Source organism: Azospirillum terrae, from assembly GCF_053470425.1.
The window spans coordinates 224,970-240,486 of sequence record NZ_JBPXMR010000003.1; the positions used below are offsets into that span (position 1 = coordinate 224,970).

Here is a 15,517-nt window from a genome sequence, read left to right on the forward strand (position 1 = left end):
TGACGGATTATAAATGAACTTTGCCGAGCCATGGCCGACGCCGACATCAACCGCGAGACGGAACTGAAGCTGGCCGCGCGGCCGGAGGATCTGGCGAAGCTGCGCGCCGCACCCGCCCTCGCGTCCGCCACCCGCGCCGCCACCCGGCCGCTGGAGAGCGTCTATTACGACACGCCGGACCAGCGCCTCGCGCGCCGGCTGGTCAGCCTGCGGGTGCGCAAGAAGGGCAAGCTCTTCGTCCAGACCCTCAAGGGTCCGCCCTTTGCCGATGGCGGCCTCGGCCGCGCGGAGTGGGAGTGCCCGGTGCCCGGCCCTGCCGTCGATCTGTCGCTGATCACCGACGCGGACGCGCTGGATCTCCTCGGCACCGTGGGCGCGGCGGACCTGCAACCGGTGTTCACCACCGACGTGAAGCGCACGATCCGCGTGCTGAACGGCGGCGAGTCGGTGATCGAGGTGGCCTTCGACCAGGGCGAGATCCGCACGCCGGACGGCGCCACCCTGCCGCTCTGCGAGGTCGAGCTGGAACTGAAGCAGGGCGAGTCCCGCGCGCTGTACGGACTGGCGCTGGAATTGGCGAAGACCGCCCCGCTGCGCGTCGAGTCGCGCACCAAGTCGGCGCGCGGCTACGCCCTTGCGGCCGGCGCCATGGACGAGCCGGTGAAGGCGGAAAAGATCGCGCTGTCCCCCGAGGTGACGGTGGAGGGGGCGCTGTGCCGCATCGTCGGCAGTTGCCTGCTGCATCTCTCCGCCAACGAGGCCGCCTCGTTGAAAGGCGAGGACCCGGAGGGCATCCATCAGATGCGCGTGGCGCTGCGCCGGCTGCGCTCGGCGCTCGGCCTGTTCCGCCCCTTCGTGCCGGAGGAGCAGTACGCGTGGCTGGTCGGCGAGGTGAAGTGGCTGGGCGGTCACCTTGGCCCGGCGCGCGACTGGGACGTCTTTATCGGCGAACTGCTGTCCCCCGTGCACGAGGGGTTCGAGCGGACCAACGGCCAGGGGGCGCCGCTGCTCGGCGACCTCCGCACGCTGGAGACCGCCGCCCGCGCGCGGCGCGAGCGCGGCTATGACAGTGCGCGCGAGGCGATCCTGTCGCCGCGCTACACGGAGTTCCTGCTTCGCCTCGGCGTCTGGCAGGAGGAGAAGGGCTGGCGCGACCAGCCGGTCAGCGAGCAGTCCGCCCGGCTGTTCCAGCCGGTGGTGCAGCTTGCCGACCAGTTGCTCGCCAAGCGCCACAAGCGGGCGCGCAAGGCCGGGCAGGGCTTCGCCGAACTGTCGGTGGAGGACCGCCACCAGCTGCGCATCGCCCTGAAGAAGCTGCGCTACGCCGCGGAGTTCTTCCGCTCGCTGTACGACGACAAGCCGGCGCGCCGCTACATCCAGCAATTGGCGACGTTCCAGGACGCGCTGGGCCACCTGAACGACGTGGCGACGGCGACGCGGCTGCTGCACGATCTGCACGACGACGGCAGCCGCGCCGGCTCCGGCGAGCGCCGCGCCGCCGGTCTGGTCATCGGCTGGCACGCCCGCGGCGTCGCCGATCTGGAAGGCCACCTGAACGCCCAGTGGGAGGGATTCGCGGGCGCCAAGCCGTTCTGGTCGAAGCCGGCGGCGGAGTGAGCGCACTCACTCCACCGGCAGCTCCAGCGCGAACACCGTCCCGTTCCCCGTGCTCTCGACCAGCCGCAGATCGCCGCCGTGCGCACGCGCGATCTCGCGGGCGATGGCCAGCCCAAGCCCGGTGCCCCCCGCGCGCGCCGAGCCGGCGAAGGGCTGGAACAGGTTCTCCCGCGCCCGCGGCGGCAAGCCCGGCCCGTTGTCCGCCACCGTCAGCACCACCCGGCCGTCCGCCGCCTGCGCCTCGACCGTCACCGTATCGGCCCCCGCCTGCACCGCGTTGCGGCCGAGGTTGGCGAGTGCCCGAACAAGCTGGTCGCCATCGACGGACAGCATCAGCCCGGCCGGCACGCGGCTGACCCAGGCGGCCTCGACCCGTCCACCATCCGGCCGCAGCGAGGCCGTCACCTCCGCCCCCGCCTCATCGACCAGGGCTGCCAGATCCACCCGCGTCCGCCGCAGCGGCAGCACGCCGTCCTGCGTGTAGGACAGCGTCTGCCCGCACAGATCCACCGCGCGGTCGAGCGCCGCCATCAGCCGCGGCGTCACCCGCCGCACCTCCGGGTCGGCGCTCTCGGACAGGTGTTCGGACAGCAGCGACGCGGTGGACAGGATGCCGCGCAGATCGTGGTTGATCTTCGCCACCGCCGTGCCCAGCGCCGCCAGCCGCTCGCGCTGGCGCAGCGCGGTGCCCAGCGCGTCCTGCATGGCGACCAGCTCGCGCTGCGCCACGCCGATCTCGTCGTTGCGGGGTTCGGGCGGGAAGGCCGGCTCGGCGTGTTCCGGGTCGCGGCGGAAGGCGACCATGCTCTCGGTCAGCCGGCGCATGGGCCGCACCAGCATGCCGCTCAGCGCCAGGAACACCAGCCCGGCGGTGATCAGCGAGATCACCACCGACAGCGCCAGGATGCGCTCGGAATAATCGACCATCGCCGCGATCATCGGCCGCTCGTCCATGACGATCTCGACGCGCTGCGCCGGGTCCTTGGGCGAACGGTCGATGACGCGGACCACCCGGTTGCGCGGCTCGGCCAGGGCGGCGAAGGCGTCGGTGATCAGCGACACGAAGGTCGCCGTGCGCAGGTCGATTACCATGTCCACCCGTGGCGGCATGGAGCGCGAAAGCATGTAGACGCGGCTGTCCGGCTGGATCAGGTCGATGACGTGCGCCCCGACGTGCGCCAGCAGCTTGGCCTCCAGCTCGGCCGTGACCATGCGGTCGGGCGCGGCCTCCACCGCCAGCGCCGCAAGGTGCGCGGCGGACAGCCGCTCTTGCAGAAAGCTCAGCCGGAAGCGCGCGATGGACGGCGTGTAGATCAGCACCTCGGCCAGCATGACGAACAGCACCGTCAGCACCAGGAGCTTGGCGGACAGGCTGCGGGTCACGGTCGGCAGGGGCATGGAGGCTTCCCCCTTACCCCGCGTCCACCCGCGTGACGCTCATGGCGAAGTATCCCGCCGACGCCTCGATCACCCGCCGGGGCGCCAGCGCCGCCAACTCGTCGCGCGGCGCCGGGAACAGCTCGACCTCCGCGTCGGCGGCGTAGAACGGGCCGAACTCCTTGCTGTCCGCCACCATGCGCACCAGTTGCGGGGCAGCCGGCGTGGCGCCGCCGACGATGCTCGGCAGGCCGAACAGCCCGTAGGTCGGCTTCGCCAGCAGGCCGAGGTGCTTGCCCTCCGCCCCGGTCAGCGTCAGCGCCGCCTGCGCCAGTCTCCGGTCCTTGACCGCCAGCGAAGCGCCCAGCCGGGTGCCGGCGCGCGTCGGCGCCGCGGCGATGTGGTCGAGCGGGTAGGCGCGGGTGAGCCACACGCTGCCAAACTTCTTCGGCAGGCCTTGCAGCCAGCCGCGGATCAGCGACACGTCCTGATCGACGTAGATGAACGGGCAGAAGTTGACCGGCGTGCCGTCGCGCTCGGCCTCCACCAGCACGAAGCACTCGCGGTACTGGGAATAGACGGGGTCGAGCAACTCGCTGCCGTCGGAGGTTGCCTGCCAGTCGGCGAAGTGCACGGTGGCGCGCCCGGTCGCCTTGCCGAAGCCTTCGGGCAGGAAGCCGGCGGCGGTGGCCGTATCGACCTCATAGTCGATTGAGAACAGCCAGCCCGCGTAGTGCCACGGCGGCGCCGGAGCCAGCGACGACCGCCCCTTGGGCGTGAGCGGAGCGGTGAATCCGGTGAGCATGGCGTGCCTCCTGTCGTGTCGGGCGATCCGTGATGCATACAAGATTCACACGGATTGCACGGATTTAGGCACGGATTACACGGATTTCCTTATTCGTGCACAGCAGCGGCCTTCGGGATGACCCGGCGCGCCGCAAGCATCAAAAAATCCGTGTAATCCGTGTTCAAATCCGTGCAGTCCGTGTGAATCTTGCCCGCCGCGTCGTAACGCCAGCCCCGAAGCGGATCATCAAGCCTCGACCGCCTCATCAGCGACCACGCGATTCCGGCCGCCGTTCTTGGCGCGGTACAGGGCCTCGTCGGCGCGGGCCAGCATGGCGCTCACCGACTCCTCGCCGTCGCGCAACGCGCTGACGCCGATGCTGACGGTGAAGGTGACGCCGCAGCCGCCGGGGATGCGCACCTCGGTCACCGCCAGCGCGCGGCGCAGCCGTTCGGCCAGCGCGACGGCGCCGGCCGGCGGCGTGTCCGGCAGCAGGACGGCGAACTCCTCGCCGCCCAGGCGGCCCAGCACGTCGCACCCGCGGACCAGCGCGCGGCAGACGCGCACGACGCTGCGGATTGCCTCGTCACCGGTGGGATGGCCGTGCGTGTCGTTGATCTTCTTGAAGTGGTCGATGTCCAGCATCACCGCCGACAGCGGCCGGCCGTGGCGCCGCGCCCGCGCCACCTCCTCCGCCGCGCGCGCCATGAAGCGCCCGCGGTTGAGCGCGCCGGTCAGCGAATCCGTGCTGGCGAGGCGTTCCAGTTGGCGCTGCATGTCCACCACGCGCGACGCGGCCAGCAGGCGGGCGCGCAGCCACGCCCAGTCCAGCGGCTTGCGCAGGAACTCGTCGGCGCCGTTCTCCACCACTTCGAAGAACTGGTTGGTGATGCTGCCCGGCAGCATGAGCATGAGGTAGAGGTGCTTGGCCCCCTGCGCGGCGCGCAGATGCCAGCAGACCTCGACGCCTTCCACCGGGCCGACTCGGAAATCGACCAGCACGACGTCGAACGCCTCTTCGCGGGTGCGCTCCAGGGCACTCTCGCCGCAATCGGCCCACGCCACCTCGTGGCCGAACGTCTCCAACTGCTGGCACAGCGCGGTGCGCGCCATGCGCGAGTCGTCCACCACCAGAATTCGCATCCAGCCTCCCAAGCCGATGCGCCAGTAGAACACATCCCGCTTAAGGAAGCATTACAGCCGTGTGGATCATCCGAACCACGACAACACCCGCACCAGCGCCCGCGACTTCGCGCCGAACAGGGTGGGGGTGAACAGGCTGCCCGCCGCGCGCTTGCCGGCCTCCCCCAGCGTCGGGTAGGGCAGCACCAGCCCGGCCAGCGTCGACACCTTGGCGCGCGTCGCCACGGCAAGGCACCACAGCGCGATCTGCTCGCCCGCGTGCGGCCCGGCGATGGAGACGCCGATCACCCGGCCGCGGTGCGCCAGCACCTTGATCAGCCCCTCGGTCTCGCCCTCGGCGCGGGCGCGGTCGTTGTCGGCGAAGGGCTGGCGCAGCACGTCGACGGCCCCATAGGCGGTGCGCGCCTCTGCCTCGGTGGGGCCGACCTGGGCCAGTTCGGGATCGGTGTAAGTGACCCAGGGCAGCGCGGCGTAATTCTCCTTCGCCGGCAGCCGGAACAGCGCGTTGCGCACCACCAGTCCGGCGTGATAGCCGGCGACGTGCGTGAACGCCGGCCCGCCGGTCACGTCGCCCACCGCATAGACGCGCCGGTTGGTGGTGCGCAGGCGCTTGTCGGTGATCACGCCGCCGCGGTGCGCCTCGATGCCGGCGGCGTCCAGGTTCAGGTCCTCGACGTTGGGCCGGCGGCCGGCAGCCACCAGCAGGTCGGAGCCCTCGACGCTCCGCCCATCGTCCAGCCGCACGGCGATGCCGTTGCCGGCGCGCGCCACCGACGCTACGCCGGTGCCCTCGATCAGCGTGACGCCCTCGGCGGTCAGGCGGCGGCGCACCACCGCCACCAGCTCCGGGTCGTCGCGCGGCATCAGCGTCAGCTTCTCGACCACGGTGACGCGCGCACCCAGACGGCGGTGCGCCTGCGCCATCTCCACGCCGATGGGGCCGCCGCCCAGCACGATCAGGTGATCCGGCGCCGCGGTGCGTTCGAAGATCGTCTCGTTGGTCAGGAACGGCACACCGTCCAGGCCGGGGATCGGCGGCACCGCGGCGCGCGAGCCGGTCGCCAGTACGACACGCCGCGCCCGCACCGCGATCCCGCCGGCTTCCACCGTATCCGGCCCGGTGAAGCGCGCCGAGGCGCGGATGACGCGCACGCCCAGCCCTTCGAAGCGCTCCTGGCTGTCGTGCGGCGCGATGCCGGCGATGGTGTTGCGCACGTGGGCGTGAACGGCGGCAAAGTCGATCTCCGGTTCATGACCGTTGACGCCGAAGCGTCCCGCCGTGCGCACCGCCTGTGCCGCCTTGGCCGCCGCGAGCAGCGCCTTGGACGGCACGCAGCCGGTGTTCAGGCAGTCGCCGCCCATGGCGCCGCGCTCGATCAGCACGGTCTTCACCCCCATCTGCGCCGCCGCAGCGGCGACCGACAGCCCGCCGGAGCCCGCACCGATGACGCACATGCCGCAATCCACCCGTTCGCTCACGCCCGCCTCCGCCACGCCTTGACCGCCACCGGCGCCAGCGCCAGGACCGCCAGCCCCAGCAGCGGCAACAGCACGTCCGCCGAGAAGATCGCGCGCAGGTCCGGCGTGCCCCCGGCGTCCAGCACCGCGCCCAAGCCGTTGCCGACCGACGCGTACACCAGCCCGCCCGGCACGATGCCGACCAGCGTCGCCAACGCGTACACCCCCAGCGGCACGCCGAGGAACGCCGGCACCAGATTGACCAGCCAGAACGGAAACAACGGCACCAGCCGCAAAAACAGCATGTAGCTGAAGGCGTTCGCCCGGAATCCCTCCTCCAGCCGGCCGATCCACGGCGCGGCCTTGCGCCGCAAGGCTCCGCCCAGCGCCGAGCGCGCCGCCAGGAACACCGCCATGGCGCCCAGCGTGGCCCCGGCCACCGCGTACACCGTGCCCCACGCCGTGCCGAACAGGAAGCCGCCGGCCAGCGTCAGCACCGTGCCGCCGGGCACCGAGAAGGCGATCGCCAACGCGTACACCCCGACGTACGCCAGCACCGCCAGCCCGCCCTGCGCCTCCACGAACGCGCTCAGATCGGCGCGCCGCGCCGCCAGTTCGCCCAGCGTCAGCGTGCGGTGCAGGCCCAGCGCGAAGAACGCGGCGAACCCGGCGGCCAGCACCGCCAGCGGCAGCAGGCGGCGCAGCGATGAGGGCGGCGATGGGGACTCGGCATGGTCGATCATGCACCAACACATAGATCCGCTCCCCGCTCACCGGCCAGTCACCTTGCCGTGAACGGCGCGGCACTGGTAGAAGCGTATCCATGAGCGACCTCGCCCGCCACATCGACGCCCTCGCGCAAGCCCGTGTGCTGTGCGTCGGCGACCTCATGCTCGACCGCTTCGTCTACGGCGCGGTGGACCGCGTCTCGCCGGAAGCGCCGATCCCCGTGCTGCGCATCCTGCGCGAGAACACCATGCTGGGCGGCGCCGGCAACGTGGCGGCCAACGTGACGGCACTGGCGGCGCAGGCGTGCCGCTTCGTCTCGGTCGTCGGCGACGATTCCGCCGGCCGCGAGCTGCGCACCCTGATCGAGCGCGAGGCGGTCGCAAACACTCTGGTCGTCGAGCCCGGCCGCAGCACCACCGTCAAGACCCGCTTCATCGCCGGGCAGCAGCAGTTGCTGCGCACCGACGACGAGACGGTGGCCCCCATCGCCGCGGACACGGCGGCCAAGGTGTCGGCCGCGGTGCGCGCGCTTCTGCCGAGCGTCGGCGCGGTGATCCTGTCCGACTACGGCAAGGGCGTGCTGACCGACGCGCTGGTGGCCGACCTGATCGCCGCCGCGCGGACCGCCGGGCTGCCGGTGGTGGTCGATCCCAAGGGCACCGACTACCGCCGTTACCGCGGCGCCAGCATCGTCACCCCCAACCGCAAGGAGCTGATGCAGGCCACCGGCCTGCCGGCCGACGACGATTCCCAGGTCGAGGCCGCCTGCCAGCGCATCATCGACACCTGCGGCATCGACGCGGTGATCGCCACCCGCTCCGAGCGCGGCATGTCGGTGGTCACCCGCGACGGGTCGGCGATCCACCTGCCGGCCGAGGCGCGTGAGGTGTTCGACGTGTCCGGTGCCGGCGATACGGTGGTGGCGACGCTGACGGCGGCGCTGGCGGTGCGCGTCGGCCTGGACGACGCCGCGCGCCTCGCCAACATCGCCGCCAGCATCGTGGTGGGCAAGATCGGCACGGCGGTGGTCCGCGCGCCCGAGCTGCTGGGCGCCCTGCACGCCCAGGAATGGCGGCACGGCGAGGCCAAGGTCGCCGCCCGCGAGGAAGCCGCGGAGTGCGTGGCGCGCTGGCGCCACCTCGGCAAGCGGGTGGGCTTCACCAACGGCTGCTTCGACCTGCTGCACCCCGGCCACATCTCGCTGCTGACCCAGGCGCGCGCGGCGTGCGACGTGCTGGTGGTCGGGCTGAACTCCGACGAATCGGTCAAGCGCCTGAAGGGCGACAGCCGCCCCGTGCAGTCCGAGACGGCGCGCGCCACGGTGCTGGCGTCCCTGGGCTGCGTGGATCTGGTGGTGGTGTTCGGTGAGGACACGCCCGAGCAGCTCATCAGGATGCTGCGCCCGGACGTGCTGGTGAAGGGCGCGGACTACACCGTCGCGACGGTGGTCGGCGCCGACTTCGTGCAGAGCTACGGCGGCACGGTGGTCCTCGCGAACCTCGTCGCCGGCCAGAGCACCACCAACACCATCAAGCGCATGCAGGGGTGAGGGGTGGGGATGGCCTCCATCCTCGCCCACACCCTGTACGCGCTCGCCTGGGCCTGCTTCGGCCTCGGCCACAGCCTGCTGCCGGCGCGGCTGCGGCTCGGCGCGTACACGCGCTTCACGTACAACGCCATTGCCGTCGCGCACCTGCTGGCCGTGCTGGCCACCGGCCGCTGGCTGCTGCCCGATCCGGCGGTGTTCGACCGGCCCGGCTGGCTCGCCGCAACGCAAGGCATCGCGGCGCTGCTCGGCCTGAGCGTGTTCCTGTGGGGCCTGTCGGGCTACGACCTCGGCCGTTTCGCCGGGGCCGCGCAGATCCGCGCGCACCGCGCCGGCACACCGCTGCCGGAGCATGAACCGCTGCACATCGCGGGTGCCAATCGCTGGGTGCGGCATCCGCTCTACGCGGGGGCGCTGCTGATGCTGTGGGGGGCGGTGGCGGACGAACGTGGGCTTGCCACGGCGGTGTGGGCGTCGCTCTACCTGCTGGTCGGTATGCGGCACGAAGAGGCGACGCTGGAGGCGCTGTACGGTGACGCCTACCGGGATTACAAAACGAAGGTGCCCGCCCTGCTGCCGTGGCGAGGGCGGGCATTTCGGTAACGGCGTGCCTACATCTTCTTCTGCACGTTGTCGGCCCCGCGCTCCATGGCGCGGCCGCCGGCTTCCACGTCCTGGCCCATGCCTCCGACGGTGTTGCACGCGGTCAGCAGCGAGCCGAAAAGAGCGAGCAGTACAAGAGCTTTGATCTTACGCATGGTGGTGTTCTCCAAACCCGTTCGGTCGGTGTGACCACGTAACGGTTGTCGGCGCCCATCGGTTTCATTCACCGGGCGCATCCGGACGGGGCACCCCTTTGGAGGCACGGGCCAGAAACACGCAGGGGAGGGCACATGTTCGAAGGTTTCGCACACCGTCGCATCGCCACCAGCGGGGCGGAGATCTGCGCCGCGGTCGGTGGCGAGGGACCGCCGCTGCTGTTGCTGCACGGCTTCCCGCAGACCCACGCGATGTGGCGCCACGTCGCCCCCAAGCTGGCCGAGCGCTTCACCGTGGTGGCCGCCGATCTGCGCGGCTACGGCCAGTCCGAGAAGATCCCCGGCGACCCGGCGCACGTCCGCCACTGCAAGCGCACCGTCGCCCAGGACCAGGTCGAGGTGATGCGCGCCCTGGGCTTCGAGCGCTTCTTCGTCGCCGGCCACGACCGTGGTGCGCGCGTGGCGCACCGCATGGCGCTCGACCATCCCGAGCGGGTGGAGCGCGTGGCGTTGCTTGACATCCTGCCGACGCTGGCGGTGTTCGAGCGCACCGACCAGCGCATGGCGACGGCGTACTATCACTGGTTTTTCCTGATCCAGCCCGACGGCCTGCCCGAGCACGCCATCGGCCTCGACCCGGAATATTTCCTGCGCCGCCTGCTGGGGGGCTGGGGCAGCGGCACCGAAATCTTCGACGCTCCGGCCTTCGCCGAGTACCTGCGCGCCTTCCGCGACCCGGCGGCGGTGCACGCCATGTGCGAGGACTACCGCGCCGGGGCGAGCATCGACCTCGACCACGACCGCAAGGACCGCGCCGACGCCCGCACCGTGCACTGTCCGACGCTGGTCCTGTGGGGCGAGCGCAGCGTCGTTGGCCGCCTGTACGACGACCCTCTGGGCATCTGGCGCGCCTTCGCCCCGCAGGTGCAGGGCCACGCCCTCCCCGCCGGCCACTTCCTCCCCGAGGAACGGCCGGCGGAGGTGTTGGAGGCGCTGCTGGGGTTCTTCAGTTAAGCCGCTGACTTACGGAACACCCACAAGCGCTGGGCCACGAAGTTCAGCGAGATGATCGAGCACTCGACAACGATCTTCGTGGCGGTCTCAACGAGTCCCGGCCCGACGTTGAACAGGAAATCGGTCAACAACCACAGGCTGGCCGTCGAAAGGCTCATGGAGAAGGTGAGCAGCAGGACGTACCGCAACGCCTCGGTCACAAAGCGCGCCCGGTTCACTTGGTTGCGCTGAAAGGTGAACAGCCGGTGGCCGAGGAAGGCGATGCAGGCCCCGACGATGCGCCCGGCGACGTTGCTGGACACCAGATCCGCATCGAACACGATGCGCAGCAGGGAAAACGTGCCGGCGTCGACCACCAGCGCCGACCCGCCGACCACCACATAGCGGACCAACTGGGCGAGCACGCTGTTGCCGGACAGCAGAGGCCCGATCCAGGGGAGGGCGCGCAGACGATCTGGCTGCGCGCTCAGGGCTTTTGGCATCGACCGGTCAGGCACAGTTGGCTTACGTGGAAGTGGCGGGCTGCGCACTGGTTGATCCAGTGTTTCGGATCGTCCATGAGGTCCGTGATGTACAGGTAACTCGGACGCGATGGCAAGGCGGGAAGTTCGGCCACGCCCCCGGCGGCCTCGGCGATCAGGCGATAGCGCGCCATGCTCTCGGCGGCGAACGCCGGCGCCGGTCCCGCCAGTTCCTTGACGATGCGCTCCGTCCGCTCGTTCGCCGCAACCAGCAGAACGAACGCCAGCGCACACAGCGCCAGCACCGTGTGCCCATGGATCGTCAGCACCCGGCGCGCCTCGCCGACATGCAGCACGCCGAGCGCCAGCACCGGAACCATGCCCAGCGCCCACAGGAACTCGATTCCCCCGATCGTGCGCCCAACCAGTTCCCCGACCCCGTAAAAGGACAGGAACATCACCGTGAGCGCCACCCCGCCCAGCCCGGCCGCCGCCGCCGCCAGCAAGCCGACCGGCGGAACCGCCCGCTTCTGGTCCGACAGCACCGTAAGCGCGGCGCCCATAGCCGTCAGCAACCACACACGGGGATCGCCTAGCCAGCCGCCGACAAACCGCCCAAGGTTCTCGGACGCCGACCGCAGCGACCAGCCGAACTGCCCCGCCGCCGCCTCGAAGCCGATCCGCGCGCTGTTGCCGGGGGCCGTGATCGCGAACGCCGTGCTGGCGACGGCCAGGGCGAACAGCAGCGCGAACGCCCCTCTCCACCCGCACGACCGGGGCAACCACCCAGCCGCCGTGGCGAGCAGCACGAGCAACGGCAGCCCGAGCCCCGTCAAGCTCGCCACCCACCCCGACCCACCGAGCACGACCTGCAACACGGCGGCGACGCCAAGCCACCCCGCCCCCCCGGTCCGGTGCAGCCGGATGATGGCGGCGGCGTACAACGCCAGCACGATCAGCCCCGACAGATGCAGGGTTGTGGCCGAAATCCAGAAAAAGAGTTCCTGTGGCGTCGGCACGCGCTGTGCGACCAGCGCGAAAAAGGCCAGCGCCGCCAACAGCAGCGGCGCGCGCGGGGCATCGGAAAGCCACGTCCGCAGCAGCGCGAAGGCCGCCGCCGGGATGGCCAGCAGATACAGGACCGACGCAACCTGAAACGGCACCATGAAGCGCTCGCCCGCCCCTACGGACAGCACGCCGACGATCCCCTGCTGCGCCATGCCGGCGTACAGCCCGGTGATGTCGTTGCGCCTGGACGCCTGCAAGGACCAGAAGCCGTCCCGCGCGATGCGGAAATTGGTGCAATAGTCGTCGGCCTGCGGCTGGACGTAGGCGGCCATCAGCGCATGCGCCGCGAACAGCGCCAACAGGGCGCCGATGCAGGCGAACAGGATGGCCGGCGTGATGTCGGCCACAACAGTCGTGCGAGCCAAAGACCGTGACATATCGGATAAGGATGCTGTTGCGGTGTTCACGCGCGCTTTGGTTGAGAGTTGGCGCGCCGTAGGGAAGATTGCGGGGAGCGACATCTAGCCTACGAATCCCTCGCGTGGCAAGTTTCGGCGAGCCACCGTCACAGACCGCGTCCTCCCGGTGATGCTGTTCCGCACGGGCTGTGCCGGGACACGGAAGGAAGAGAGCTGGACGTCGCCCGGTTCACAAGGGCGTGAGGCTTCTGGCCGGCGGTAGGGTCCGGTATAGCTTGGGTTTCAGGTCACTTCGCGGATGGAAGCCAGTTCATGCTCAGCCGAATGCTTTTCCTGGCTGTGTTCAGCCTGTCTCTCGCGGCGTGCGGCCCGTTCGTCGACCCCACGCCGAGGCCAACGGGAATCGCCGGCTCTCTTGCCGGCATTCAAGACACCGGCATCGGGGCGAACCACATGGGCCGGATCGACACGCAGCAATAGAGGCAGGATTCCAGGCGAGGCTTTGCGTGGCCTTCACCTTTCCCCTACATTATGGGCACAGGGAGGCTCCGATGGCACTCGCCGCGCCATGACGTATCTGGAGACGGTCGACACGTTCCTCGCCATGTCGTTCGGCGACGACGCGCGCTATGAACTCATCGATGGGGAAATCGTCGCGCAGGCGCACGCCAGCCCGGCGCACAGCACGCTTCAGGGCGAACTCGCCCGGCACATCGGCAATGCCCTCGATGGCCGGAACCGGCGGAAGGGGACGCGGTGCCGCGTGCTTCCCGAGGCCGGCATCCGCCCGCACTTCGACCCGACGCACAACTACCGCGTGGCCGATCTGGCGGTGACGTGCGAGCCGTTCGACCCCAGCGTTCCGTACACGACCGCCCCCGTCCTCCTCATCGAGATCCTGTCGCCGACCGAGGAGGCCAAGCAGCGTGCCAAGCTGCACGTCTACGCCGGCATGCCCTCGGTGCGGGAGATCCTGTTCCTCGACTCCCTGGCGATCCGCGCCGAACTGCACCGGCGCGACGGCGCCGGTCTCTGGCCGGAGCGGCCGGCGGTGCTGGTGGGCGACGATCCGCTTTTCCTGGAGACGGTCGGGCTGGACCTGCCGCTGGCCGCTCTCTACCAGGGCCTCGACCTGCCGGTGGGCGAGCGGGCCGGATAACCGCTCGCCCACCAGCCCCTTATTCCAAACTCGTCCGCCCGAACGGGTTGCCGAGCTTCGAGCCGAAGTGGGCCTTGCGGGCCTCGCGCCAGATTTTGCCGTCCCAGCGCGCGTGCGGCGTCATGTCCACCGCCTTCACCATCGGCTGCGTGCGCGCCCAGGTGCGGAACTTCTCCTCGAACTGGCTGGCCGCCGTGGCGTCGGTAGCGTCCAGGGTCACCGTCACGGTCACGTCCATGGTCATCGTGCACCTCCCCTCGTGTGCGTGTCGCTGTCGCTTCAACAGCCACAGGTGGCGACCGTCCCCATTCCCGCTTGCGAAGCCGCCACGCCTCATGATAGGTTTAGTTTCCTTGAAAGAGGAGAGGCGCCCGCCCCCGCGAAGTGAACACGCCCTGCACAGTGTTCCATAGTGTTTCACTCTGTTCCATTCGCCGCCCCGCCCACGGCGTTCCGCTCTCTTTGCCCTCCTGCATGCCCGCCCCGCACCCCGAACGGCGAACTCGGCCGTTGCGCGGGCGGGCGCGGGGGGGCATAAATCGCGGCGAAAAGCCCCACCTTGGACGGCTCCTCGCGGGCAGGGGGCGTTCGGCAACAAAAACGCGGCGGAAGGAACAGCGCATGGCTGAGAGCACTTACGATGTCGTCGTCATCGGCGGCGGTCCTGGCGGGTACGTCTGCGCGATCCGCGCGGCGCAGCTCGGCTTCAAGGTCGCCTGCGTGGAAAAGCGCTCGGCGCTCGGCGGCACCTGCCTCAACGTCGGCTGCATTCCCTCCAAGGCGCTGCTCGCCGCGTCGGAGAAGTTCGAGGAGGCCAAGCACGGCCTCGCCAAGTTCGGCGTCAAGGTCGCCGGCGTCGAACTCGACCTGCCCGGCATGATGAAGCACAAGGACGAGGTCGTTAAGGCCAACACCGGCGGCGTCGAGTTCCTGTTCAAGAAGAACAAGATCGACTGGATCAAGGGCGCCGGCACCATCGTCGCCAAGGACACCGTCGCGGTGGACGCCAACGGCGGCGCCACGCTGAAGGTCACCAAGGCCATCGTCATCGCCACCGGCTCGGAAGTCACCCCGCTGCCGGGCATCGAAATCGACGAGCAGAAGATCGTCTCGTCCACCGGCGCCCTGACGCTGGGCGAAGTGCCGAAGCGCCTCGTGGTCATCGGCGGCGGCGTCATCGGCCTGGAGCTGGGCTCGGTCTGGGGCCGCCTGGGCGCGCAGGTCACCGTGGTCGAGTTCCTCGACCGCCTGCTGCCGGGCATGGACGGCGAAGTGTCGAAGCAGATGCAGCGCATCCTGGCCAAGCAGGGCATGACCTTCAAGCTGGGCGCCAAGGTGACCGGGGCGAAGACCACCAACACCGGCGTCACCCTGACCGTCGAGCCCGCCAAGGGCGGTGACGCGGAGACGTTGGAGGCCGACGCCGTTCTGGTCGCCATCGGCCGCCGTCCGCACACCCAGGGCCTGGGTCTGGAGAACGTCGGCGTCGCGGTGGACGACCGCGGCCGGATCGAGATCGGCCATCACTTCGAGACCAACGTTCCGGGCATCTACGCCATCGGCGATGTGGTCAAGGGTGCGATGCTCGCCCACAAGGCCGAGGAAGAGGGCGTGGCGCTGGCCGAGATCCTGGCCGGTCAGGCCGGGCACGTGAACTACGACGTGATCCCCGGCGTCATCTACACCTGGCCGGAGGTCGCGTCGGTCGGCAAGGGCGAGGAGGATCTGAAGGCTGCGGGCATCGCCTACAAGGCCGGCAAGTTCCCGTTCACCGCCAACGGCCGCGCCCGCGCCATGAACGCCACGGACGGCTTCGTCAAGATCCTGGCCGACGCCCGCACCGACAAGGTTCTGGGCGTCCACCTCATCGGCCCGAACGTGTCGGAGATGGTGGCCGAGCTGGCGCTCGCCATGGAGTTCGGCGCCTCGTCCGAGGACATCGCCCGCACCTGCCACGCCCACCCGACGCTGTCGGAAGTGACCAAGGAAGCGGCGCTGGCGGTCGATGGCCGCGCGCTGCACATGTGATCGGGACGGGTGG

Annotated in this window: 16 protein-coding genes; 7 read left to right on the forward strand and 9 right to left on the reverse strand. The window is 70.2% G+C overall.

Annotated elements, in window-relative coordinates; all coding sequences use genetic code 11:
* Positions 1-30: 30 nt before the first annotated feature.
* Positions 31-1,617, forward strand: coding sequence for a CYTH and CHAD domain-containing protein (locus ACSVDD_RS10965; RefSeq protein ID WP_448189383.1), 1,587 nt, complete (start codon positions 31-33; stop codon positions 1,615-1,617).
* A 6-nt stretch (positions 1,618-1,623) separates the two neighbouring features.
* Here the strand turns inward: ACSVDD_RS10965 and ACSVDD_RS10970 are convergent, their stop codons facing one another.
* The 5 genes from ACSVDD_RS10970 to ACSVDD_RS10990 all read right to left on the reverse strand — a co-directional run bounded on the left by ACSVDD_RS10970 (position 1,624) and on the right by ACSVDD_RS10990 (position 7,125).
* Positions 1,624-3,015: a sensor histidine kinase gene (locus ACSVDD_RS10970; protein ID WP_448189384.1), complete on the reverse strand. Its 1,392-nt coding sequence runs from the start codon at positions 3,013-3,015 to the stop codon at positions 1,624-1,626.
* Between the two features lie 13 nt (positions 3,016-3,028).
* Entirely contained in the window at positions 3,029-3,799 is a 771-nt protein-coding gene (locus ACSVDD_RS10975; protein WP_448189385.1) for an acetoacetate decarboxylase family protein, read from the reverse strand.
* 228 nt (positions 3,800-4,027) lie between these two features.
* Positions 4,028-4,924: a GGDEF domain-containing protein gene (locus ACSVDD_RS10980; protein ID WP_448189386.1), complete on the reverse strand. Its 897-nt coding sequence runs from the start codon at positions 4,922-4,924 to the stop codon at positions 4,028-4,030.
* Positions 4,925-4,990: 66 nt separating this feature from the next.
* Positions 4,991-6,403 carry a dihydrolipoyl dehydrogenase family protein gene (locus tag ACSVDD_RS10985; protein WP_448189387.1) on the reverse strand — a complete coding sequence of 471 codons (1,413 nt, stop codon included), beginning with the start codon at positions 6,401-6,403 and terminating at the stop codon, positions 4,991-4,993.
* Positions 6,400-7,125, reverse strand: coding sequence for a TVP38/TMEM64 family protein (locus ACSVDD_RS10990; protein ID WP_448189388.1), 726 nt, complete (start codon positions 7,123-7,125; stop codon positions 6,400-6,402). Before ACSVDD_RS10990 ends, ACSVDD_RS10985 begins: the two co-directional genes overlap by 4 nt.
* An 80-nt stretch (positions 7,126-7,205) precedes the next feature.
* Here ACSVDD_RS10990 and rfaE1 point away from each other — a divergent pair, with 80 nt between their 5' ends.
* Both rfaE1 and ACSVDD_RS11000 read left to right on the forward strand, forming a co-directional pair.
* Positions 7,206-8,660, forward strand: coding sequence for a D-glycero-beta-D-manno-heptose-7-phosphate kinase (gene rfaE1, locus ACSVDD_RS10995; protein ID WP_448189389.1), 1,455 nt, complete (start codon positions 7,206-7,208; stop codon positions 8,658-8,660).
* 9 nt (positions 8,661-8,669) lie between these two features.
* Entirely contained in the window at positions 8,670-9,260 is a 591-nt protein-coding gene (locus tag ACSVDD_RS11000; protein ID WP_448189649.1) for a methyltransferase family protein, read from the forward strand.
* An 8-nt stretch (positions 9,261-9,268) separates the two neighbouring features.
* Here the strand turns inward: ACSVDD_RS11000 and ACSVDD_RS11005 are convergent, their stop codons facing one another.
* Positions 9,269-9,415, reverse strand: a complete 147-nt coding sequence (locus ACSVDD_RS11005; RefSeq protein WP_448189390.1) for an entericidin A/B family lipoprotein — start codon at positions 9,413-9,415, stop codon at positions 9,269-9,271.
* A gap of 135 nt (positions 9,416-9,550) precedes the next feature.
* On the opposite strand from ACSVDD_RS11005, the gene ACSVDD_RS11010 reads away from it, so the two are divergent.
* Entirely contained in the window at positions 9,551-10,429 is an 879-nt protein-coding gene (locus ACSVDD_RS11010) for an alpha/beta fold hydrolase (protein WP_448189391.1), read from the forward strand.
* Here the strand turns inward: ACSVDD_RS11010 and ACSVDD_RS11015 are convergent.
* Both ACSVDD_RS11015 and ACSVDD_RS11020 read right to left on the reverse strand, forming a co-directional pair.
* On the reverse strand, positions 10,426-10,911 hold the full coding sequence (locus ACSVDD_RS11015; protein ID WP_448189392.1) for a GtrA family protein: 486 nt from the start codon (positions 10,909-10,911) through the stop codon (positions 10,426-10,428). The two genes, ACSVDD_RS11010 and ACSVDD_RS11015, sit on opposite strands and share 4 nt — an antisense overlap.
* Complete coding sequence (locus ACSVDD_RS11020) at positions 10,896-12,305, reverse strand: DUF6056 family protein (protein WP_448189393.1); 1,410 nt, start codon at positions 12,303-12,305, stop codon at positions 10,896-10,898. Before ACSVDD_RS11020 ends, ACSVDD_RS11015 begins: the two co-directional genes overlap by 16 nt.
* A 324-nt stretch (positions 12,306-12,629) precedes the next feature.
* Between ACSVDD_RS11020 and ACSVDD_RS11025 the strand changes: the two genes are divergently transcribed.
* Together ACSVDD_RS11025 and ACSVDD_RS11030 are read left to right on the forward strand one after the other, a co-directional pair.
* Positions 12,630-12,797, forward strand: a complete 168-nt coding sequence (locus ACSVDD_RS11025) for a hypothetical protein (RefSeq protein ID WP_448189394.1) — start codon at positions 12,630-12,632, stop codon at positions 12,795-12,797.
* Positions 12,798-12,885: 88 nt separating this feature from the next.
* Positions 12,886-13,476 (forward strand): Uma2 family endonuclease, encoded by a 591-nt coding sequence (locus tag ACSVDD_RS11030; protein ID WP_448189395.1) that lies wholly within the window; start codon positions 12,886-12,888, stop codon positions 13,474-13,476.
* 19 nt (positions 13,477-13,495) lie between these two features.
* On the opposite strand, the gene ACSVDD_RS11035 is transcribed toward ACSVDD_RS11030, so the two are convergent.
* On the reverse strand, positions 13,496-13,720 hold the full coding sequence (locus ACSVDD_RS11035) for a hypothetical protein (RefSeq protein ID WP_448189396.1): 225 nt from the start codon (positions 13,718-13,720) through the stop codon (positions 13,496-13,498).
* 377 nt (positions 13,721-14,097) lie between these two features.
* Between ACSVDD_RS11035 and lpdA the strand changes: the two genes are divergently transcribed.
* Positions 14,098-15,504 carry a dihydrolipoyl dehydrogenase gene (gene lpdA / locus ACSVDD_RS11040; protein WP_448189397.1) on the forward strand — a complete coding sequence of 469 codons (1,407 nt, stop codon included), beginning with the start codon at positions 14,098-14,100 and terminating at the stop codon, positions 15,502-15,504.
* Positions 15,505-15,517 lie beyond the last annotated feature (13 nt).

What these genes read in the sequence shown, in the direction of transcription:
- ACSVDD_RS10965 (WP_448189383.1), top strand. Translation starts at nt 31, where the DNA reads ATGGCCGACGCCGACATCAACCGCGAGACGGAACTGAAGCTGGCCGCG.
- ACSVDD_RS10970 (WP_448189384.1), bottom strand. Translation starts at nt 3,015, where the DNA reads ATGCCCCTGCCGACCGTGACCCGCAGCCTGTCCGCCAAGCTCCTGGTG.
- ACSVDD_RS10975 (WP_448189385.1), bottom strand. Translation starts at nt 3,799, where the DNA reads ATGCTCACCGGATTCACCGCTCCGCTCACGCCCAAGGGGCGGTCGTCG.
- ACSVDD_RS10980 (WP_448189386.1), bottom strand. Translation starts at nt 4,924, where the DNA reads ATGCGAATTCTGGTGGTGGACGACTCGCGCATGGCGCGCACCGCGCTG.
- ACSVDD_RS10990 (WP_448189388.1), bottom strand. Translation starts at nt 7,125, where the DNA reads ATGATCGACCATGCCGAGTCCCCATCGCCGCCCTCATCGCTGCGCCGC.
- rfaE1 (WP_448189389.1), top strand. Translation starts at nt 7,206, where the DNA reads ATGAGCGACCTCGCCCGCCACATCGACGCCCTCGCGCAAGCCCGTGTG.
- ACSVDD_RS11000 (WP_448189649.1), top strand. Translation starts at nt 8,670, where the DNA reads ATGGCCTCCATCCTCGCCCACACCCTGTACGCGCTCGCCTGGGCCTGC.
- ACSVDD_RS11005 (WP_448189390.1), bottom strand. Translation starts at nt 9,415, where the DNA reads ATGCGTAAGATCAAAGCTCTTGTACTGCTCGCTCTTTTCGGCTCGCTG.
- ACSVDD_RS11010 (WP_448189391.1), top strand. Translation starts at nt 9,551, where the DNA reads ATGTTCGAAGGTTTCGCACACCGTCGCATCGCCACCAGCGGGGCGGAG.
- ACSVDD_RS11015 (WP_448189392.1), bottom strand. Translation starts at nt 10,911, where the DNA reads ATGCCAAAAGCCCTGAGCGCGCAGCCAGATCGTCTGCGCGCCCTCCCC.
- ACSVDD_RS11025 (WP_448189394.1), top strand. Translation starts at nt 12,630, where the DNA reads ATGCTCAGCCGAATGCTTTTCCTGGCTGTGTTCAGCCTGTCTCTCGCG.
- ACSVDD_RS11030 (WP_448189395.1), top strand. Translation starts at nt 12,886, where the DNA reads ATGACGTATCTGGAGACGGTCGACACGTTCCTCGCCATGTCGTTCGGC.
- ACSVDD_RS11035 (WP_448189396.1), bottom strand. Translation starts at nt 13,720, where the DNA reads ATGACCATGGACGTGACCGTGACGGTGACCCTGGACGCTACCGACGCC.
- lpdA (WP_448189397.1), top strand. Translation starts at nt 14,098, where the DNA reads ATGGCTGAGAGCACTTACGATGTCGTCGTCATCGGCGGCGGTCCTGGC.